Consider the following 20482-nt stretch of genomic DNA (forward strand, 5'->3'; position numbering starts at 1 on the left):
AACCGCCTCCCCGCTGACCATACGCGGCAGAGGGGCTCAAGGTCAAGGAGATCGTTATCCGATCTTTATGCCGGTCCCGGCCGCTGCCAGATCAGCGCCCCGTTGCGAAACACCTCGCGCACCCGGTGCAGGGGAATCCGCTGGTACACGCCCTCTTCGTCCATGAGCAAAAAGGATTCCTTGTTGCCCGGCTCAAAGAGCAGGTCGGCAAGTGGCCGCCGGACGATGAGCGCCGTCACCCGGTCGTAGTAGCCGATCTCAAAGGCGGCGTTGCCGAAATCCGTGTCCCACTTGATACGAGCCAGTAGTTTGTCGATGGGTTGCATACCGGGCTCCGGCCACAGGATCTTATTTGCACAGACTCCGCAGCAGTTCCAGATTTTCCCGGTCTTCGTGGAGATCATCCGATTTGGGGGTTTCCAGGACCATGGGGTGGTCGGCGAAGCGGGGATCGTTGACCAGGTTGCGGAACCCCGCCACGGTGATCTCGCCCTGGCCGATGTGTGTGTGGCGGTCGATCCGGCTGCCCAAGCCTTTCATGGCGTCATTGAGATGGAAGAATCGGAGCCGTTCCAGGCCGAGGAGCCTGTCGAATCTGGCCATGGTCTCGGCATAGGCCTTGGGGGTGCGGATATCGTAGCCGGCAACGAAGGTGTGGCAGGTGTCGTAGCAGACGCCCAGTTGCTTCGGGTGACCGGAGGCGGCGATGATCGTGGCCAGTTCTTCGAAGCTTGCGCCCAGGTTGGTCCCCTGGCCGGCGGTGGTCTCAAGGAGCACCATGACTTGCTGGCCAATGTCGGCCTCGCCTATGGCCCGGTCGAGGTTGGCGGTGAATCTCCGCAGCCCCGCCTCGACCCCTTCGCCGAGATGGGAACCGGGATGCATGATCAGGTATTCGACGCCCAGGGCAGCGCAGCGGCGTAACTCCTCGCTGAAGGCGGCGAGGGATTTGTTCGCCGTCTCCGGGTTGGGCGAGGCGAGGTTGATCAGGTAGGAATCGTGGGAGGCGACCGGAACCCCAGCCGCCTGTCGCCGCCGATCCTTGAAAGCCTCGATCTCCGTAGGCGACGGCGTCTTGGGCTGCCATTGCCGCTGGTTGGCGGTGAAGATCTGCAACGCTTCGCCGTCTACCTCGGCCAATCGGTCAAAGGCCAGGGCGATCCCGCCGCTGACCGACATGTGGGCGCCGAATCGGGGCATGGCTTACTCCTTGGGTGGCAGGTGATGCATCACGGCTTTTCAAACAGAGCCGTATGGCTCAGGGATATTATAGGCGAAGCAAGGTGTTTGAAGCCTACTTTTTGGGCGCTGGACAGTGTTTTTTTGAATTCGGCACCGGTGACGTGGAGCTTGGGTTCCGCCAAGAGGAGCTTGCCCGATTTTTTCAGGAGCGCATGAACCTGCGTGAGAAAATTCATTTCATCCGGGGTTTCGTGCGCCATCCAGAACGCCAGGGCGAAATCAACCCCTTCGTGGCTGCCGATGTTGTCGTCATCGCATAAAAAGGTGGTGATACGGTTGGCAACCCCCGCTTTTTCGGCACGTTTTTTCAGGGTATCCAGCATCTTTTGTTGCAGATCAACGGAGATCACTTTTCCGGTTTCGCCAACCAGCTTGGCCATGCCGATGGAGAAATAGCCCATGCCGCAACCCAGGTCGATGGCGGTCATTCCTTCCTGGAGATACGGGGTGAACATCTCTTCCGGCCTGTGGAAGATCCGCCGCAACGGATTGTCAAAGGTATAGGCCATCCACCAGGGACATACGTGTTTTGCCATTGGGGGGTAATCCTTGTTCTTGATTAGGTTTACACTACAGCAGATTATTTATACGGCGCATAATCCGTATATCCCTTGGCCCCGGGGGTATACCACAGCGACATATCCTCGGCAGGATTGAGCGGCCAATCGTTCTTGAAGCGTTCGGGCAGGTCGGGGTTGGTGATGAAAGGGCGGCCAAAGGCGATTATGTCCGCAGTGCCCTCTGTTAGTCGCTGTTCTGCCAGTTCTTTGGTGTAGCCGCAATTGCCGATGATCTTGCCCTGGAAAATCGGCCTGAATTCCGCCAATGTCATTGGTTCGCCCTTGCCGTGGAAACCAAAGGCCAGTCCGTCCATGATATGGAGATAGCCGAGCTTGAATTTGTTGAGTTCTCCGGCCACGTACAGATACGTCTCCCGAAAGTCCTCGCTGCCCATATCGTTAAAAACCCCGTTGGGCGAGATGCGGGCGCCAACGTGTTCCGGAGCCCAGACCTCAAGCACCGCTTCAAGCACCTCTTTGAAAAAACGAAATCTGCCTTCCAGGCTGCCGCCGTAGTGATCTGCGCGGAGATTGGTTTTCGAATCGAGGAATTGATTGATCAGATACCCATTGGCACCATGTACTTCCACCCCGGAAAAACCCGCGGCCTTGGCATTGATCGCCGCCCTGCGGTAATCGTCCACGGTTGCTTTGATTTCCCCCACCGTCAGGGCGCGGGGAATTTCATACTGCTTTTTGCCGAGCGGGGTGTTGATGTGGTCGCCGTTCAGTTGCACCGCCGAGGCGGAGACCGGGAGCTCGCCGGCATGGAAATCACTGTGCGATGCCCTGCCGCAATGCCATAACTGCAAAAAAATGTGAGCACCTGTCGGATTGACCTTGTCGGTGACCTTCCGCCAGCCGGCAACCATTTCCTCGGTGTAAATGCCCGGCGAATCGATCCAGCCGATGCCCTGTTTTGAAACGACGGTGGCCTCGGCGATGAGAAGTCCGGCTGCGGATCTCTGGTGATAATAATCGGCCATCAATTCGTTCGGTACCCGCTCCGACCCCGCCCGCCCCCTCGTCATAGGGGCCAGGGCGATTCTATTTTTCAAGTGTAGATTTCCGACGGAGAGTGGTTCCAATAACCTGCTCGTTTTCATGGCATCTCCTTTTGTGAGCCTGCTTGCCTGGTGTCTTTGGGGCGCGAAAATTACCATTGGCTTCTGCGCAACGGTTTTAAGCAAATTTCTAATTCAGTTTACCACAGATGTTGACTCGCCATCCATCTCAGGGAAGAGGGGTAAGTTCTTTTGCCGCGCCAAGAAAAGAACGCAGCGGTCCGGTATCTGGAAATTAGAAAAAAAGGTTGTACCCAAAGCATTCCGGCTAGGTTAGAAAGTAGTTCAGGTGCGATTCGGTTTTATAGAAGCCCCCCCAAAGGCGTTTTTTTCTCCCCGTCTCTATCTTTTGTTGTTTCCGCGAACGGCGGGGTTGCCCTTGTGATTCGGCGTGTGCTTCGCTAAAATATATGTGGTGGGTGCCGTGGGGGCAAACAGGCAGAGGCGCATGATGGAGAGGGAAAAACAGACACATCTTGAGCGACCATCGGCGGGCGGTGCGCTCGCCCGCTCGCTGGCGTTTCTCCTCATGGGGGTGGGATTTGTCGCCCTCTATTATGTTGGCCTCCATAATTATCTCCTCTTCCACAGCCTGGTGGAGATCTTCAGCATCGTCATTGCCTTTACCATCTTCATCATCGCCTGGAATTCCCGGGAACATCTGGCGGATTCCTATCTCTATCTTCTAGGAATTGCCTACCTCTTCATCGGGTTTCTCGACCTCATGCACACCCTTTCCTACAAAGGGATGCAGATCTTTACCGATTATGATTTCTATGCCAATCAGCTGTGGGTCGCCACCCGTTTTCTGGAAAGCCTCACCCTGTTGGCGGCTTTTTCCCTGGCCCCGAGGCGGATAACGTTACGTCCCTATGTGCTTGAGGCCGGTTATGCGGTGGTCACCGCCCTGATTCTGTTTTCGATTTTCCAGTGGCGAATATTTCCCATTTGCTTCATCGAAGGGGCTGGGCAGACGCCTTTTAAGATCTGGAGTGAATTTTTTATCTGCGCCATTCTCGGCCTGGCCACCTGGTTGGCCTACCGGCACCGGCAGCTTTTTTCCCCCCAGGTCTTCGGCTACCTCATGGTCTCCCTCGTGTGTACCATCCTGTCGGAACTGGCCTTTACTTTTTACATCAGCAATTACGGCTTCTCCAATATGGTGGGCCACTACTTCAAAATCATTTCCTTTTATATGATTTATCGGGCCATCGTGCAGACCGGCATTCGCTCGCCCTATCAGCTTGTTTTTAAGGAGCTGAAGGCCAAGGAGGCGGAGCTGGAGCGCCAGGTCGCCATTGATGAACTGACCGATCTTTTTACCCGGCGGGCGGCCCTGGCCCTGCTCCAGAAGCACCTGAGCGCCACCCGGCGGGAGTTGAGTCCGCTCACCATCTGTTACCTCGACCTGGATGGCTTAAAGCAGATCAACGATACCTTCGGCCACGCCGAGGGCGACAGTATACTCAAGGTTTTTGCCGGCCAGCTGATCCGGGAGATGCGTGCCAGTGATTATGCCTGCCGGATGGGGGGCGACGAGTTTCTGCTCATCCTGTCCCATTGTACGGAAGGGGAGGCGGCGCGTTTGGTCGAGCGCATCGAGGAGCGGGTGGCCCAGGTGAACAGTAGTTGGAGCAAGGGGTATGCGCTGGCCTTCAGCTACGGGCTGGCCCAGTGGGCCGAGGGCGAGACCATGGCGCATCTGCTGGAATTGGCCGACACCCGGATGTATGCCCAGAAGGCCCAGAAGAAAGAGAAAACAGCGTTGCGGACTTCGCCTGTCACCGCGGCTGCATCGTTGGCCAGTTAGTTTTTTGGGGGGGCTGGATGTCCCTAGTTTCCATTTTGAACGTGGTTCTTGTGAATATTTAATGCCTGTCGAAGGACCAATCACATGAAATTACGGCTGTCCACCAAGACATTATTCGCCCTTGCCGGGATCATCATCGTGACCATTGTTTCATCAATGGTTGCCCTTGGCTATGCCTGGAAGATGCGGCAGACGATGGAAAACTCACTTTCCAAGAATGCCATGGAGATGCTGGCGGCAGCTGAACTTGACATCGCTCTCCTGAAGCAGGGCGAGATTATTCAACGCCATATGCTCGCCCCTGACGCTCAGGAGTGGAGTGACGAAAGCAAGCGCGTCGAATCAATTTTCAGAATAACGCTGCAAGGTTTTGAAGAGAGGACGACTGATTCCGAGGAAAAGGCATTGCTCGTTGAACTTAATGCGGCATTCAGCCGCTACGATGCCTTACGCGATACGATTCTTGGCATGGAGCAAAATGATATCGCCAAGGCCCGCCACCTTGTCCTTCATGATCTTGACACTCTCTACCATGATTGTTCGAAGATATGCGATACCTTGGTCGATTCAAACAAGCGCGATATCATCAGCGCGCTGCATCGCGGGGAAATGGAGTACCGACACTTTAAGGAGGTGGTGGTTGTCAGTATTCTGCTGATTGGAGTGCTCGGTTTCAGCCTCACCTGGTTGCTTTTTCGAAGTCTTTTTATTCCACTCAGGCGCATGACACAGACCATGGAAGAAGGCATTGCCATGAATGGTAGCCTGGTGGTGGGCGCCACTCACCAGGATGACCTCGAAACGCTTGCCAGTGGTTTAAGAATATTTATGACAGAAATAGCAGAAACTCGATCCGACCTTGAGCTCAAACAGCACGAACTGAGCCAGGCCCATCGTTTGAGCGCCATCGGCAATATTGTGGTGCAGGTGGCGCATGAGATTAAAAACCGTTTGGTCATGCTCGGCGGGTTCGCTCTCTCCATTGAAAAAGACGCCGATGCTGCCGACAAGGTCCGCAAAAAAGCATCCATCATCTCTTTGGAAGTTGCCAAGCTGGAACGGATGCTCAAGGGGATAACCGATTTTTCAAAGCCGATTCACCTGGAGTTAGAAACTCACTCACTCAACGATTTCCTGGAAGAACTGATGCCGAAACTGGCAGAGTTTACACCGCAGAATATCACTATCAACTTGAGGTTGCACCCGCAGCCTCTTCAGGTTCGAATGGACGCGGAGCGTATGGAGCAGGTCATCGTCAACCTTGTCAAAAATGCCGTGGAGGCAATGCAAACTGCAGGGGCAGGATGCAGCATCATGGTCAGCACCAGCCTCCATGACAAAGGTGTTGCCATCAATATCACCAATGATGGTCCCGGCATGGACGATGAAATACAAAAGCATGTCTTCGAGCCGTTTTTCACCACCAAAAAACAAGGGACTGGTCTTGGCCTTGCCATTTCCAAGAAAATTGTACTCGATCACGGCGGGGATATGCAGTGTAAGTCATCCCCCAATCAAGGGACCACCTTCACTATTATTTGCCCGCTCGCTTGAGGTGTTTGCGGTCTGTCGGGGGATGGGGTTAGCGGGCGTTGTGCCCAGGGCGGTCTTGGTATTGATCGCGGCCCTAAGGGAATCTCCACGGTTGCTTCGGCGATCAGAAGTCCGGTCGTGTAGCTCTCCGTGCGATCCTTGGAGGTTATTGCACGATTTTCCATTGGCCGTCCGCCTGTCGACAGGCGGTACCAAAGGCCTGTTGTTTTTGGCCGCCGATGAGCACCTCGGTTTGGTACTCTCGGCAATATTCGCCGGAGGGGGATTGATACGTCCGGTTTGGCATGACAGTTATTTCGCTTCCTTTGTCAGGGTTTATCCAGGTGGAGGCTTGGCCGCTTTTGTTTTTTTCGAGCGCATATGCGGTGCGGAGTTCGTCTGCTTCATCAAGTGATTTGCCTATCTCATGGCCAAAAAGCGAGCCGAGCAAAGTCCCGACGATTACGCCCGCGGTTCTTCCATGGCCTCTTCCCGCCGTTGCTGCGCCGACCGCGCCACCCAAGACTCCTCCGACAATGGTGCCAGTGACCTCTTTTCCTCCCGAGTAATGTGGCGCTACGGGAGGAGGCGGGATTGGCGAGGAAGGCGCTGGCCCGGGAGGAGGTGGCGGCGGGGCGGTGACCACTGGAACCCAGGCCCAGTAGTAGGGGGCGGAAATCCCATCACCGCGCAGCTCGTAATGGCCGTTGGGATATTCCACCACGGTTACGGTCGGGGCAAGGCGGAGCACGGTAACACCGTCTATCAGCCACCACATGTAGAACGGCGACCAGACCCCACGGCGATGTTCAAATCGCCAGCCATTATGCGGCTCGTAGTGCCAAGGACCTCCCCCGTAACGATGGCCTTCATCGTATCGGCGGTCGGCAAAGCGTTCGCCGTCATGTCTGGATTCGTGGTAATTGTCGGCCAGGGCACCAAAAGGGCTGAGCAGCAGAGCCATATTGGCCGTGATCACGATTGCGCTACGGAAATATTGCCCTGTTTCTGTTTTTTTTATACGCAGCGCCATGGTGGCCTCCATCACGGAATTAATACCCCCAGACAATTCTTGGGTGTGCCCCTGTTCTTGTTATGCAGATAAGACTGCTGTTTTTAGCAAAAAGTTCCATGATTCGTCAGCATCTCTGGGGATATCTCACTTAGCTCCCTGCCAGCAACTCTAAAGTGCAGGCGACAAAGGTGTGGGAAACTCCATCTCCCTTTTGTCCAGAAATGCCGTGCCTAAAATTTTTTTCTTATCTTGCCAAGAAGGTGAATACCACCAACGTATAAATACTGCACAGCACCAAGATCACGCCCATTTGCTGGGTGTGGCGGAAAGTGAATTCATCCACGTTGTTATGCAAAAGTTCCAGTGGTTTCAGTGCAGCACGCAAGGAAATCCATTCATTTGCGGCGGATTCAAATTTGCGCAAAAGGCTTGGGCGAAACAGCACGATCAGGCTGACGAACAAGGCAAGCGCCGCCCCCAATAGCGCGATCAATACCATTGAATCAAGCAGCACCCCGATGTAGCCTGAACCGGCACTGGTTTTATCAATCTGCCCGCTGAAAAAATACAACACATAAATTGCCCCCGCTAATGTAGCTAAACCGCTGGCGCGGCGATAACGGTAAAACCAAGAATCAGCATTGATGGAGATGTTTAACGTTTTGTCGAGGGAACCCGTGGAAATCCAGCGGTTGGCAATCGGACCCGCGCGCAGCAACCAGTGGGGTCGCAAAATCAAAACGGCACCGACAATCAAGCCGGCAACGCTGCCTGTTACAAGAAAGATCGGTAATGCGCTGAGCAGTAAAGTTTCAATGATGGTCATGGTTTGCTCCTTAATTCAATGCCAGGAAAACAAGGAAAAAGAGACACTTCCCGGTTTTCGTGGGTTTGATTTTCAGATACTGCGATATTGCCTGATAGGGTATGGAATATCAAAGGGAAAGTAAACTGATATCTATGCCAGCAATCCCTGAAGCGCAGGCGGCAATGGGGCGGAAAACTCCAGTTCTTTTCCGCTGACCGGGTGCTTGAGGTGCAGGCTCGATGCGTGCAGCGCCTGGCGGGGCAGACGGAGACGAGCGTGGTCTGCCGCGGTCAGGCCCCCTTCCTTGAAAAGCAGAAAAAACTGCTCGTCCACCCCGTAAAGTTTGTCGCCCACCACCGGAAAACCCAGGTGTAAGAGGGTTGCCCGAATCTGATGACAGCGGCCGGTGTGCGGCCTCGCTTCCAGCAGGGTGAGGTTGGTGTTGCTGGAGCGGGAGAGGTGTCGGAAGGCGGTGCTGGACTCTACGGTTCCGGGCGGCGCATTCTTTTGTTCCGGGTAAAACCGCATCTTCTTGCGGATCGCGCTGTTTGGGTCCACCCCCAGCCAGCCCGTGGCTTCCACCGGCACGGGCGTGTCCGGGAAATCTCCTTCCACCACCACCAGATAAACCTTATCCACCCGGTGCTGGGCAAACTGCTCCTGGCACAGGCGGGCGGCGGCTTTGTTTTTTGCCACCAGCACGATGCCGGAGGTTTCCCGATCCAGCCGGTTGACGAGCCTAGGCTCGGCTAGGTTATGGTTTTTTTTGAGCAGGGCCCAGAGGGTATGGGCGAAGAAGCGGCCGCCGGGATGGCAGGGCAGGGGGGCGGGCTTGTCGATCACCAGCAGATCTTCATCCTCGTGGAGGACGGTGTAGTTGGTGTCAACCGGGGGCTCCACCAGGGGGGGCATCAGGTAGACGAGGTGGTCGCCCGGGGCCAGGATGGAATCACCCCGCGCCGCGCCATCGTTGAGGCGGAAACGGTGGGCCGCCAGTTCCGCCTGCCATTCCTCCCGGCTTCGGTAGGTGAAGCGCTGGCTGACAAAATCGAGGAGCTGTTGCCCGGCCTGCTGGGGCTGGATGAGCACCGAGTTTTTTCTTTCCATCATTGCCCGGTCATCCGCAGTAACCCCATGAGTTGAAAAATAAAAAACGGGTTATGAGCCCGACCCATCGCGGGGTGCACCTTCTTCCGTCTGCCAGCCGCCGCCCAGGGCCTTGTACAGGGCGACGAGATTGGTGGAGACGGTGCGGCTGGACTGGGCCAGGGCGTCCTCGGCGGTATAAAGGGAGCGCTGGGCATCCAGCACGGCGAGGAAATCGTTTTGCCCCGCGGTATAGAGGGCGGTGGCCAGCTCCACCGCAGTGCGGTTGGCTGTTACGGCTTGGGCCATGGCCTGGCGATGCTCCTCTTCCTTGGTTGAGGCGATCAGGGCGTTTTCCACCTCGCGCAGGGCATTGAGCACGGTCTGTTCATAGGCCAGGAGTTCCTCTTCCTGGAGGGCTTTTTTCAGCTCCAGATTGGCGCGGGTGCGGCCCATGTCAAAGAGCGGCCAGTTCAGGGCCGGGCCGAGGGACCAGAAGCTGCTGGCCCGGTTGAGGGTCGAAGTCAAGGTGGTGTTCTGGAGGCCCAAGGCGCCGGAGATGGTGAATTTGGGAAAGAGATCGGCCTTGGCCACCCCGATCCGGGCGGTGGCGGCATGGATCTTCGCAATCGCCCTGCGGATGTCGGGTCTGCGCAGGAGCAGATCCGAAGGCAGCCCTACAGGCACGGTGGCCTGGGCGGAGGGCAATGGTGCCTCCGGGGTCAGTTCCGCCAGCAGGGCGGACGGTTCGCCGCCCAACAGCAGGCTGAGGCTGTAGATGGTTTGTCTTTCCTGCGTCTCCAGCAGCGGAATCTGCCCGGCCGTGGTGGCGGCCAGCGCCTCCGCCCGCACCACATCGAGTTTGCTGGCAAAGCCTACGTTAAAACGCTGGCGGGTCAGGTCGGCGGTGTGGGCCTGGGACTTGAGATTCTCGCGGGCAATGGCGAGCCGCTGTTGCAGGGAGCGGAGGTTCAGGTAGTTGTTGGCCACCTCGGCGCTGAGGCTTACCAGCAGGTCGCTGCGGTTTTCCACGGCTGCGTCGAGATCCGCGCCTGCCGCCTCGACCCCGCGCCGCAAGCCGCCGAAAAGATCGATCTCCCACCCGGCATCAAAGCCCATCTGGTAGAGATTGCCGGTGGTCACCTCGTTGCGGATCGAAGAAGCCGGAGTCCGGCTGCGGGTAAGAGAGGCATTGGTATTGACGGTCGGGCCCAGGTCCGCCCCGGCGATGCCCATGGAGGCGCGGGCTTGGCGGATTCGGCTTTCCGCCATGCGCAGGTCCAGATTGGCCCGCATCCCCCGCTCCACCAGGGAGGTGAGCTGGGGATCGTTGAAGATTGTCCACCATTGGGCCAGGTTCTGTTCTGCTGCGGGCGCAGCCTCGGGAGCTGCGGGGACTGTGGGTGCTTGCCCCAGCCACTGGGAGGAGACCTTGGCCTCCGGGCGCTGGAAATCAGGGCCCATCATGCAGCTGGTGACAAGGGGCAGGCAGAGGCAGAGAGCCAGGCTGGTCCGGTACGGTGTGGGGATCATGGGGATGCTCCTTAATAATAAAGATGGGCCGGGAGGTCGGCCCGGTTATTTTTTACATAGTAACGGTCAGCTCGGCGCAGGGAAATAAGGATAAACCCCGAACTGTAATTGTTCAGCAGCACCGCAGATGCTAGGAAGAGGCCGGCGAAGTGTGCTGTTGCACATGAGCTGGCCGATGACAACGCAGATGCGGTGCTGCTGAACAATTTATTCATAACGCAGGGCCTCGATGGGATCAAGCCGCGAGGCCTTCCAGGCCGGGTAGAATCCGAAGATGATCCCCACCCCGGCCGAGACCAGCACCGCGGTGGCAATGGCCGCAGGCGAGGTCTCCACCGGCCACTTGAGCAGGAGTTGCACCAGCATGGAGCCGCCGTGGCCGAGGACGATGCCCATGGCCCCGCCGGTGAGGCAGAGGACCACCGCCTCCACCAGAAACTGGCGAAGGATGTCGCGGCCCCGCGCGCCTACGGCCATGCGGAGCCCGATCTCCCGCGTCCGTTCGGTAACCGAAACGAGCATGATGTTCATGATCCCCACCCCGCCCACGACCAGGGAGATCATGGCCACGGCCAACAGCAGGTTAGTCATCAGTTTGGTGGTGGTGGAGAGGGTGCGGGTCAGCTCGGCCATATCGCGGACGTTAAAATCATCGGGGTCGTCGTTGCGGATGCGGTGCCGTTCCCGGAGCACCCCGGAGATCTGCTCGATGGCCGGGGCGATCTCCGCCGAATTGTTGGCTGCGACCATGATTTGGTCGATGTTGGCGAAGCGCACCGGCATGGGGTTGTCGGCCTGCTGGACGGCGGAGCGTGCCGGATAGAGGCTGCGCTGGGCCGTGGGGTAGAGATTACTGAGGGTGTTCACCGAGTCGCTGGCAACGGAGTCGCTCTGGTTGGCGGTGGCGAGACTTGTGCCGGTGACCCGGTATTTGATGGTGGTCCAGGGGGCGAGGATGACGTCATCCTGATCAAAGCCCATCATGTTGGCGCCCTTGGCAGAGAGCACCCCGATCACCCGAAAGGCGATGTTTTTGATCCGGATATCCTTGCCCACCGGGGATTCTCCCTCAAACAGCTCCCGGACCAGGCTCTTGCCCAGAAGGCAGACCCGGTTGCCGTTCAACACATCCCGGTCGCTGAAGGGCTCGCCCTCGGCGAGGATGGACCAGTCCTGGACATCGAGATAGGCCGGGGTGGTGCCGTAGATGGCGTTGGGCACCCAGTTGCGGTTGCCGTAGACTACCTGGGCGCGGGCGCGGACCATGGGCGCGGCGTTGCGCACCGAGGGGCATTCCCGCAGGATGGCCTGGCAGTCTTCCGGAGTCAGGGTGGTGGTGGTGCCCGCTCCGAAGGAGACCCCGCCGCTCGACGCAGTGCCGGGCCGGATCACCAGCACGTTGGCCCCCATGCTGGCGATGGTTTTCTTAAGAGCCGCCGAGGCGCCGGCGCCGATCTCCATCATGGCGATGACCGCGCCCACGCCGATGACGATCCCTAAGGTGGTGAGCATGGCCCGCATGGGATTGCGGCGCAGGGTCCGAAAGGCGGTGCGGGCGGTAGTATACACCATCATGGCGCGCCCCCCTCGGTTTTCGGCTTTGGCTCGGCAGGGGGCGCATCGCCCTGGATCACCCCGTCGTTCATGCGGATCACCCGGTTGGCGTGGCCAGCCACCTTGGGATCGTGGGTCACCATGATGATGGTGATGCGGTCCTCGGTGTGGAGCCGCTCGAACATCTGCAGTACCTCTTCGCTGGTCTTGGAATCGAGGTTGCCGGTGGGCTCGTCGGCAAAGAGTACCGGCGGGTGGTTGATCAGAGCCCGGGCAATGGCCACCCGCTGCTGCTGGCCGCCGGAGAGCTGGGAGGGGTGATGGTCCAGCCGGTCGGCCAATCCCACCCGACTCAGCATCTCAGCGGCCCGCTCCCTGGCCTCCCGTTCGCTCAAGTGCTCGGCTCCGTAGGAGAGCGGCATGGCCACGTTTTCGAGGGCGCTGGTTCGGGCCAGCAGGTTGAAGCTCTGGAAGACAAAACCCAGCTTGCGGTTGCGGAGCAGGGCCCGTTCATCGGCGGAGAGCTGGGAGATCTCCTGGCCGTCCAGCCAGTATTCGCCGGCGGTCGGCCGGTCCAGGCAGCCCAGGATGTTCATCAGGGTGGATTTGCCGGAGCCGGACGAACCGGTGAGCGCGACCAGCTCCCCCTGCCGGATGGTCAGGGAGATGCCTTTCAGCACGGGCACGGCGATGTCGCCCATCTGATAGGTTTTTTCAATGCCGCGCAAGGTGATGAGTTCCATGGGGCTTTATTTCTCTCCCTTGGATTTTTTGTTGCCGGCGCCGAACTGCGGGGTGAAAGGGTTGCCCCCTCCGTTTCCGTTCTTGCCGGAGTCGGCCAGCCGCATCCCGGTGATGACCTGCATCCCCTCGCGCAGCTCCGTACTCTCCACCGCAGTGTTGGTGCCGTCGCTGGCCCCGGTTTGGACCTCAATCTGCCGGAGCTTTTGCTCCTTGTCCAGCACCCAGAGGCTGCCGCTGGCCTTACCGTTGGCCGGAGCCTGGGTGGAGGCTGGTTTTTTGCCCTCTTTCATCCCGCCTTTTTTGGGGCCGCCCTCGCTTTCGCCCTCCTTGGCCGGTGGGCTCCAGCGCAGAGCCGCGTTGGGCGCCTGCAGGACATTCTCCAGCTTTTGCAGTTGGAAGAGGACATTGGCGGTGAGATACGGCAGGAGGCGGCCATCCGCGTTGTCGGTGGAGATCTCCACCGTGTAGGTCACCACGTTCTGGGTCATGGCGGCGTTGAGCCGGATCTTGCCCACCTCGCCGCGGAAGGTCTCGCCTGGGTAGGCGTCCACCGTGAAGGTCACCGGCTGGCCCGGGTGGATTCTACCGATATCCGCCTCGTTCACCGCCACCCAGACCTGGATACGGGTAAGATCCTTGGCCAGCAGGAAGAGGCTGGGCGCGTTGAGGCTCGCCACCACGGTCTGGCCGGTGTTGACTCGCCGGTCGATGATGATGCCCTTGACCGGCGAGGTGATGGTGCAGTAGCCGAGGTTGCGTTGGGCGCGCTTGAGTGTTGCCTCGGCTTGATTGATTGAAGCCTCGCTCACCGCCACCTGGGCTCGCGCACTTTTATAGGCTGATTCGTAGGCTTCATAGCTCGATTGCGACAACGCTTCGGAGGGGCCGAGGAGTTGGGCCCGCTTCCACTCCTGTTCCGTCCGGCTAAGGTCTGCCTTGGCCTTCTGCAATCCAGCCTTGTTCGAGAGGAGCTGGGCCTCGGCCTGGGCCACGTCCGCGGCGTAGAGCGAATCATCGATCCGGGCCAGCACCGTACCTGCCTCCACCAGCGAGCCGTAGTCCACGGTTTTGCCCTTGGCGTCCTTGCCAAAGGAGACGATCCGTCCGGCCACCTGGGCGCCGACGTCGATGACCTCTTCCGGCTCCACGGTGCCGGTGGCGTTGATGGTAACCACCAGATCACCGCGCTTGAGCTCGGTGGTCCGGTAGGCAACGCCATTTCCCTGGCTACGGGTAAGCCCCCAGGTTGCCAGGCTGCCGAGAAGCAGGACGGCGATGAGGACGATAAGGGATTTCTTGCCTGGGTGTTTCATGGGCCAACCTCGTTGTTGGATTGTTGCGGATGTCGGGGGCGGAGCGCACGGATTCCGGCAAGGCTGAAGCGGGTGACATGGTCCGCCAGTTGCTCCACATCTTCGAGCAGGGGTTCAAGGCAGGTGTTTGGCAGCTCCTGTGTACTCTTGCAGCGGCGGGCGTAGAGCAGGGGGCCGAAACACTGGGCTCGGATGGACATGGCGCAGAGTTGTACTTCGGGTTCCTGGGGCTCCTTGTTCAGTAATTCGGAAACCAGGAGGGTAAGGCCTTTAAAGATCGGCTCCACGGATTCCTGCATGGGCTTGGCCAGGAGGCCGGTCGGGTTTGCCATCTCCTTGTGGAAAATGTCGAAATCATGGCTTTGCGGGTCGATGATCCTGCGCATGATTGAGAGAATCCACCCGCACAGCCGCTCTTCCGCTGGGGCCTGGGGGGCAATGTTGCCATCCGGGGGATAGACGCGCAAGGATTGGGTGAAGGCATAGCGCCAGCTCTCCACATAGAGGGCCTCCTTGCTGCCGAAATGGTAGCTGACCGCGGCGGTATTGGCCCCTGCCTGCTTGCAGATCTCGGCGACGGTCGTTTCCCGGAAGCCTTTGCCGGCAAAGATTTTGCCTGCGGCTTCCAGCAGATTCTGGCGGGTTTCCTGACCGTCGCTTCGTTGTTTTCGCACGGGGTGTGTCCTTTGGGATAAGTTAAATGTATATTTGATTTATTTATCCGGCTGCGTCAAGGGGTTTTTGGGGGTGGATTCTCTCGGGCTATCCTTTGAAACAGGGGGGAAATGTGTTACAGAGTCTGCATGGATAGAGAGAAAAAAGAACAGGCTGCCGACAGGCCGGATACTGCCTCGCCCCAGGGCGGGCAAACCGATCTGCGCGATCTCACCCTGGATCGGCTGACTGAGTTCGTCGTGGGGCTGGGTCTGCCCGCCAAGCGGGCCAAGCAGATCTTTGCCCGGCTGCACCGACCCGGCATTCTGGATTTTTCCCAGCTGGGGATCAGCCGGGAGGTGACGGCGTTGCTGGCCGAACATGCCATCATGAGTAGCCTTGCCCCTGAAACGGTGGAGAGGTCTGCGGACACCACCGAGAAATTTGCCTTCCGGCTCGCGGACGGGGCAATGATCGAGAGCGTGCTCATCCCCGAGGACGGGCGTCATACTCTCTGCGTTTCCTCCCAGGCGGGCTGCGCCATGGGTTGTGGCTTCTGCCTCACCGGCGGGCAGGGCTTTGTCCGCAACTTGCGCCCTGCCGAGATCGTGGGCCAGGTGTTGGCGGTGATGACCCATATGGTAGCCAACGGGATCAACCGCGCCACGCCGCGGGAGTTGCTCAACAATCTGGTTTTCATGGGCATGGGCGAACCCCTGGCCAATTACGACAACCTGCTCCCCGCGCTCAAGATCCTCATGGATGACCATGGCCTCGGCTTTTCCGAACGGCGGATCACCGTCTCCACCTGCGGCATCGTGCCGCGCATGGACGATCTGGGCCGGGATATCCGGGTCAATCTGGCCGTGTCGCTGCACAGTGCCGATGATGCGGTGCGCAGCAGCCTGATGCCGGTGAATAAAACTTACGGGCTGGAATCGCTGCTCGCGGCCTGCCGCAGGTATCCGCTGGGGAAAAAGAAGGTGATTTTGTTTGAGTACATCATGCTCAAGGGGATCAACGATTCGCTGGCCGATGCGCGATTGCTGGCGGAAAAGCTGCAAGGCATCCCCAGCCGGATCAACCTGCTGCCCTACAACGGCTCCGGGGAGACGGAGTACGCCTGCCCGGACAAGGCGCAGACCCTGGCCTTTCAAAAGGTGCTGCGCGAGGCGGGCGTCAACACCTTTATCCGGCAGAGCCGGGGCGCGGATATCTCCGCGGCCTGCGGCCAGCTGGCAGGCAAGGGTTAAAAGAATTGCCGGAAGGTGCAGCGGCGGCAGAGGGGTTCGCTGAGGCGGCGTTGGGTAAAGCCGGTGCGGATGGCGGTGGCGCGAGGGCTGTTGCAAATCTCGGCCAGGGATTGTTCGTGGATGTTGCCCAGGGGGATATCCGCCTCACCATCGAGACAGCAGGGCACCACGGTGCCGTCTACCAGGATGGCGACATGATCCCGCAGCCCCCGGCAGGTGCCCTTGTCGCCCAGGTCGGGCGCCGGAGCATGGGGCCAGGTGAAGCGGGCATTCTGGCTCAGGAACACCTTGGGGGCCAGGGTGAGGCCGTGGCCGGGGGTGAGCCGGGTGACAAGCGGCTCGGGCAGGGCGAAAAAATCCTCAAGCGCTTTCAGGATCGGGTCGTTGGGGCCTGGGCTGCCGTTTTCCGTGGCAGCCAGATTCCAGAACCGCAGGCTGATCAGCAGCCCGGTGGCGGGCGCCTCCCGGAGAAAGGCGAAAATTCCGGCCATATAGACGGAAAGGGCTGGCTCGACATCGTGTTCGCTGAAGCTGTGCAATGAGATGTTGACCTGGCGCAGGGCCGGGCTGGCCAGTAAAAGCTCCTGGCGTTGGGGGAGCAGGGTGCCGTTGGTGGTCAGGTTGACCTTGAGGCGGTGCTCCTGGCAGAGGGCGAGGATTTCGCCAAGCTCCGGGTGCAGCAGGGGCTCGCCCAGCACATGCAGGGCAAGATGGGCGGTATGGCCCTCGATCTTGCCGAGGATGGCGCCAAAATCCTCCGTCCGCATGAAGGCTTTGGCGCGGCCGCTCCGAAGGCAGAAGCTGCAGGAAAGATTGCAGCGGTTGGTGATCTCGAGGTATATTTTTTTGAATTTTTTCAAGGACAGCGGATCAATCAAAAATTTCGATGTCGCCCTGTTTGCATTCGGCACAGCGGAGCATGGGGTCGATTTTTTCAAAGGCAACCCGCCAGCCCTGTTCGCTGATGGTCTCGGCGAAGTCTTCTTCACAGTCGGAGCAGAGCCAACGGTCGCCCTTGGGGGTAACAAAAAGTTTCATTCTTTTCACCAATAGGCGAGGGGTAATGGGATCATCGCCATTTGCGGCTTTGCGGCGATGGTGTATTCTTGCTTGGGCAACATAGTTGAAATTATGGAATGCGGCAAGAAATGAGTCTGTTCATTTCTTTGCTTGCCCAAAGAAACGAACCAAAGAAAGGGCACCCAGGGCACTTGTCCCGCCGAAGGCGGGATACCCTGCGCTCCTCGATGCTGCCGGGGCTTTGCAAACTCGCTACGCTCAAACAGTGCAAATCCCCTTTTCGGCAGCCTCTCCGGTGCTCGGCGGCGTGCCAATGGGATTTTTTTCTCCCCCCCCATTTGTCCTGCCGCGCCTCGCAGACGGGGGCGGAAAAGGCGCGGGAACTGTCTGAGGGCGAAGCCCGAGTTTTTCCGCGTCCCGCCCTCGGCGAGAAGTAAGGGAAGCCCGCAGGGCCAGGACTGGCTGGGGTGCCTTTTTCTTGTTTCTTCTTTTGGGCACGCAAAAGAAGAAAGAAAACAACAAGAAGGCTATCGCCACTTTCTCCGGAATTTCCGGATGAACAAAAAAAGGAATAATCCAAACATGGCAGCAAAGAAATTTTACGCAATTCTGGCCGGGCGAGTGCCCGGCATCTACGATAATTGGCCCCAGGCCCAGGCCCAGGTCATCGGCTTTCAGGGTGCCAGATTCAAGGGCTTTCCCACCCGGGGTGAGGCCGAGGCCTGGCTGCAGAATCCCACCTCGGGTCAGTCCAGGCCGGGCAGCGGGAAAAGTACGATTCAATCCGGGCCTGCGGCAGTATCGGATACCTCCCCCAAGGAGGGCGTGGTCTGCATCTATACCGATGGCGGCGCCCGCTACAATCCCGGGCCGGGCGGCTACGGCATCGTCCAGGTCTACAACGGCCAGCGCAAGGAGCTGTGCGGCGGCTTCCGTCTGACCACCAATAACCGGATGGAGCTGATGGGCTGCATCGTGGCCCTGCGCGAACTGGAGCATCGGGACCGGCCGGTGGCCCTCTATTCTGATTCCAGCTATGTGGTGAACGGGATCAGCAAGGGGTGGGCCAAGGGGTGGCGGAAGCGGGGTTGGGTCAAGGCGGACCGGCAGCCCGCCATCAATCCCGATCTCTGGGGCCAGCTGCTGGACCTCATCGAGGGGCTGGACATCACCTTCAACTGGGTCAAGGGGCATAACGGCAATCCCTTTAACGAGCGTTGCGATGAACTGGCTGTGGCCTCGGCCCGTCAGCCGGATCTGCCGGTGGATGCCGGGTACAAGGGCTGAAAGGAAGGGGCGGGCGGGTGAGCGAAAACGAAAGCCGACTCATGGAGACCTGGCGCAGGCAGTTGGCCCAGGAATACCGCCAGCTCTGCTGGCTGTACCGGGTGCGGCTGCGGCTGCCGCTCTTTGAGATCCGCGAGGGTCAGAGCCGGGCCGGTTCCTGGTCGCCGGGGCTGGAGACCCTCAGCCTGGCCTCCTGGCTGATCCGGGAGCATTCCTGGGATGTGGTGCTGGAGGTATTGAAGCACGAGATGAGCCACCAGTACGTCCAGCAGATACTGGGTCGGGGGGATGAGCTGCCGCACGGCCCGGCCTTTCAAGAGGCCTGCGATCGGCTGGGGGTGCATCCTGAATTTCGCACCGCCCAGGGGGCAATCCCGCGGCTGCTCAGCGGGGAGGGGCAGAGGTTCGGGGGGATGCTGGATAAAGTGGAAAAGCTTTTCGCCCTGGCCCAGAGCGCCAACGAGCACGAGGCCGCCCTGGCCATGGCCAAGGCCAACGCCATCCTCCGCCGCTACAACCTGGAACGGCTCGACCGCCAGGCCGCTGACTACGATTACCTGATCATCAAGCCGGGCACCAAGCGGATCGCTGCCCACCAACGGGGCATGGCCGCGCTGCTCAAGGATTTCTTCTATGTCAACGTGGTCATCGCCCGGCAGTTTGAGGCGAAAAGCGGCGAAACCCTGCGGGTGATCGAACTGACCGGGGCCAAGGAAAACCTGGCCGTGGCCGACCACGTCTATCATTTTCTCAGTCACCGGCTGGAGTATCTCTGGCAGGAATTTCGGAAAAGCGCGGGGGCAACGGGGAGGGAGAAGAATTCCTACCGGCTGGGGGTGCTCCACGGTTTTCGGGAAAAGCTTACCCTCCAAGACCAAGAGGCCATGCGCGCCACCGGCGACAACACCTCCTCCAGCTTGGTCTGTGCCTCCGATCCGGGGCTGATCCGCTATTACCGGGCCCGTTATCCCCGCCTCCGCACCGTGCAGCATAACGGCCCGCAAGTGTATGCCGATACCTACCAGGCAGGGCAGCAGGAGGGCAAACAGCTCATCATCCACAAGGGGGTCGCGTCTGAGCCGCACGGCGGCGGCAACATGGGTTTGTTGCTGGCAGACGGCTAGCGGGGGCCAGCCTCTCGATACCGAAGCGCCAAGCCTTTGAGGAAGTTGCGGAGAAACTGGTCGCCGCATTCCTTGTAGTTTTTGTGCCCTGCCTTGCGGAACAAGGCGGACAGCTCGGATTTCGAGACCGGATTGCCAGCCTGTTGTAAAATAGCGAGCATGTCGCTTTCCTGTAGTTCCAAGGCGATGCGGAGCTTTTTCAGGATGGAGTTATTGGTGAGCGGTTCGGCCGCCTGCGGGGGGCGAGCCGGTTTGCCTTCCTGTCGGCCCCGTTTGTGGATAATGAGGCCGCTCAGAAAATCTTCCATCAGCGTATCCGGGCAGGCGACAAAGCCTTCTCCCTCTTCTTTTTTCAGGAGATTGAGAATCTTTTCCTGGGCAACCGTCTGCCCGGAGATGCTGAATATCTCGGCCATGGCAGCAGTGGAGAGGGCCAGGGCATATCGCACCCCGCGCAACACATCATTGTTCGTCATTTTTTATCCTTTAGTAAGGCCCCGAGAGCGGCAAAGGGATTCGAGGTGGCGATCGCTTCCTGTTTTCCCTCAGGTTTCAGAGCGCCATAGGCATCGGCAACGCTCTGGCGGTCGTGCTCGTTGTCGTGGCAGTAGATGCACAACAACTCCCAGTTGCTGCCGTCGGGCGGGTTGTTTTCGTGGTTGTGGTCCTTGTGGTGGACCGTGAGTTCGCCCAACTTCTTGCCGCTGAATTCGCGTCCGCACCTGCCGCAGATCCAGGGATACATCTTGAGCGCTTTCTCCCGATAGGTCTGCGCCCGTTGCTCCCGCGCGCGCTGGGCTTCGGACAGCATATCGGATTTGGTCGGTGGTGTCATGGGTGTTTGGTCCTGTATGGTGCTCTATTCCCTTCTGTAAGCGTTGC

21 protein-coding genes are annotated in these 20482 nt (G+C 59.1%); 5 read left to right on the forward strand and 16 right to left on the reverse strand.

What is annotated here, in order from left to right; all coding sequences use genetic code 11:
* Window positions 1-65: 65 nt before the first annotated feature.
* From ACZ46D_RS13090 to ACZ46D_RS13105, 4 genes are read right to left on the reverse strand one after another with little or no spacing between them, the layout of a single operon-like run.
* Entirely contained in the window at window positions 66-326 is a 261-nt protein-coding gene (locus ACZ46D_RS13090; protein WP_464927882.1) for a DUF504 domain-containing protein, read from the reverse strand.
* A 22-nt stretch (window positions 327-348) separates the two neighbouring features.
* Window positions 349-1200: a deoxyribonuclease IV gene (locus ACZ46D_RS13095; RefSeq protein ID WP_464927883.1), complete on the reverse strand. Its 852-nt coding sequence runs from the start codon at window positions 1198-1200 to the stop codon at window positions 349-351.
* Between the two features lie 29 nt (window positions 1201-1229).
* Entirely contained in the window at window positions 1230-1778 is a 549-nt protein-coding gene (locus ACZ46D_RS13100) for an SAM-dependent methyltransferase (protein WP_464927884.1), read from the reverse strand.
* Window positions 1779-1822: 44 nt separating this feature from the next.
* The gene (locus ACZ46D_RS13105; protein ID WP_464927885.1) at window positions 1823-2908 is read right to left on the reverse strand and encodes an alkene reductase; all 1086 of its coding nucleotides are present in this window, start codon (window positions 2906-2908) and stop codon (window positions 1823-1825) included.
* A 406-nt stretch (window positions 2909-3314) separates the two neighbouring features.
* Between ACZ46D_RS13105 and ACZ46D_RS13110 the strand changes: the two genes are divergently transcribed.
* Together ACZ46D_RS13110 and ACZ46D_RS13115 are read left to right on the forward strand one after the other, a co-directional pair.
* Window positions 3315-4676, forward strand: coding sequence for a sensor domain-containing diguanylate cyclase (locus ACZ46D_RS13110; RefSeq protein ID WP_464927886.1), 1362 nt, complete (start codon window positions 3315-3317; stop codon window positions 4674-4676).
* Between the two features lie 84 nt (window positions 4677-4760).
* On the forward strand, window positions 4761-6230 hold the full coding sequence (locus tag ACZ46D_RS13115; RefSeq protein WP_464927887.1) for a sensor histidine kinase: 1470 nt from the start codon (window positions 4761-4763) through the stop codon (window positions 6228-6230).
* A 145-nt stretch (window positions 6231-6375) separates the two neighbouring features.
* Here the strand turns inward: ACZ46D_RS13115 and ACZ46D_RS13120 are convergent, their stop codons facing one another.
* The 8 genes from ACZ46D_RS13120 to ACZ46D_RS13155 form a co-directional block, all read right to left on the reverse strand.
* A complete protein-coding gene (locus ACZ46D_RS13120) occupies window positions 6376-7242 on the reverse strand; it encodes an RT0821/Lpp0805 family surface protein (RefSeq protein ID WP_464927888.1) in 867 nt (288 codons plus the stop codon).
* A gap of 226 nt (window positions 7243-7468) precedes the next feature.
* Window positions 7469-8050, reverse strand: a complete 582-nt coding sequence (locus tag ACZ46D_RS13125; RefSeq protein ID WP_464927889.1) for a hypothetical protein — start codon at window positions 8048-8050, stop codon at window positions 7469-7471.
* A 132-nt stretch (window positions 8051-8182) separates the two neighbouring features.
* Window positions 8183-9142 carry an RluA family pseudouridine synthase gene (locus ACZ46D_RS13130; protein ID WP_464927890.1) on the reverse strand — a complete coding sequence of 320 codons (960 nt, stop codon included), beginning with the start codon at window positions 9140-9142 and terminating at the stop codon, window positions 8183-8185.
* A gap of 48 nt (window positions 9143-9190) precedes the next feature.
* Entirely contained in the window at window positions 9191-10651 is a 1461-nt protein-coding gene (locus ACZ46D_RS13135; RefSeq protein WP_464927891.1) for an efflux transporter outer membrane subunit, read from the reverse strand.
* A 207-nt stretch (window positions 10652-10858) separates the two neighbouring features.
* A complete protein-coding gene (locus tag ACZ46D_RS13140; RefSeq protein ID WP_464927892.1) occupies window positions 10859-12226 on the reverse strand; it encodes an ABC transporter permease in 1368 nt (455 codons plus the stop codon).
* The gene (locus ACZ46D_RS13145; protein WP_464927893.1) at window positions 12223-12948 is read right to left on the reverse strand and encodes an ABC transporter ATP-binding protein; all 726 of its coding nucleotides are present in this window, start codon (window positions 12946-12948) and stop codon (window positions 12223-12225) included. The genes ACZ46D_RS13140 and ACZ46D_RS13145 overlap by 4 nt, the downstream gene beginning before the upstream one ends.
* 6 nt (window positions 12949-12954) lie before the next feature.
* Window positions 12955-14262, reverse strand: a complete 1308-nt coding sequence (locus tag ACZ46D_RS13150; protein ID WP_464927894.1) for an efflux RND transporter periplasmic adaptor subunit — start codon at window positions 14260-14262, stop codon at window positions 12955-12957.
* The gene (locus ACZ46D_RS13155; RefSeq protein WP_464927895.1) at window positions 14259-14936 is read right to left on the reverse strand and encodes a TetR/AcrR family transcriptional regulator; all 678 of its coding nucleotides are present in this window, start codon (window positions 14934-14936) and stop codon (window positions 14259-14261) included. Before ACZ46D_RS13155 ends, ACZ46D_RS13150 begins: the two co-directional genes overlap by 4 nt.
* Before the next feature lie 129 nt (window positions 14937-15065).
* On the opposite strand from ACZ46D_RS13155, the gene rlmN reads away from it, so the two are divergent.
* Window positions 15066-16169 (forward strand): dual-specificity RNA methyltransferase RlmN, encoded by a 1104-nt coding sequence (gene rlmN / locus ACZ46D_RS13160; RefSeq protein WP_464927896.1) that lies wholly within the window; start codon window positions 15066-15068, stop codon window positions 16167-16169.
* Here rlmN and ACZ46D_RS13165 read toward each other — a convergent pair.
* The gene (locus ACZ46D_RS13165; RefSeq protein WP_464927897.1) at window positions 16166-17047 is read right to left on the reverse strand and encodes a radical SAM/SPASM domain-containing protein; all 882 of its coding nucleotides are present in this window, start codon (window positions 17045-17047) and stop codon (window positions 16166-16168) included. The genes rlmN and ACZ46D_RS13165 overlap by 4 nt on opposite strands.
* On the reverse strand, window positions 17040-17207 hold the full coding sequence (locus ACZ46D_RS13170; protein ID WP_464927898.1) for a hypothetical protein: 168 nt from the start codon (window positions 17205-17207) through the stop codon (window positions 17040-17042). Before ACZ46D_RS13170 ends, ACZ46D_RS13165 begins: the two co-directional genes overlap by 8 nt.
* A gap of 564 nt (window positions 17208-17771) precedes the next feature.
* On the opposite strand from ACZ46D_RS13170, the gene rnhA reads away from it, so the two are divergent.
* Window positions 17772-18476, forward strand: a complete 705-nt coding sequence (rnhA, locus tag ACZ46D_RS13175; protein ID WP_464927899.1) for a ribonuclease HI — start codon at window positions 17772-17774, stop codon at window positions 18474-18476.
* Window positions 18477-18493: 17 nt separating this feature from the next.
* Window positions 18494-19600 (forward strand): SprT-like domain-containing protein, encoded by a 1107-nt coding sequence (locus tag ACZ46D_RS13180; protein ID WP_464927900.1) that lies wholly within the window; start codon window positions 18494-18496, stop codon window positions 19598-19600.
* Here ACZ46D_RS13180 and ACZ46D_RS13185 read toward each other — a convergent pair.
* Both ACZ46D_RS13185 and ACZ46D_RS13190 read right to left on the reverse strand, forming a co-directional pair.
* A complete protein-coding gene (locus ACZ46D_RS13185) occupies window positions 19597-20076 on the reverse strand; it encodes a YehS family protein (RefSeq protein ID WP_464927901.1) in 480 nt (159 codons plus the stop codon). The two genes, ACZ46D_RS13180 and ACZ46D_RS13185, sit on opposite strands and share 4 nt — an antisense overlap.
* On the reverse strand, window positions 20073-20435 hold the full coding sequence (locus ACZ46D_RS13190; protein WP_464927902.1) for a YajD family HNH nuclease: 363 nt from the start codon (window positions 20433-20435) through the stop codon (window positions 20073-20075). The genes ACZ46D_RS13185 and ACZ46D_RS13190 overlap by 4 nt, the downstream gene beginning before the upstream one ends.
* Window positions 20436-20482: the final 47 nt, after the last annotated feature.

The sequence above is a fragment of the Thiovibrio sp. Mzg5 genome, from assembly GCF_055379285.1.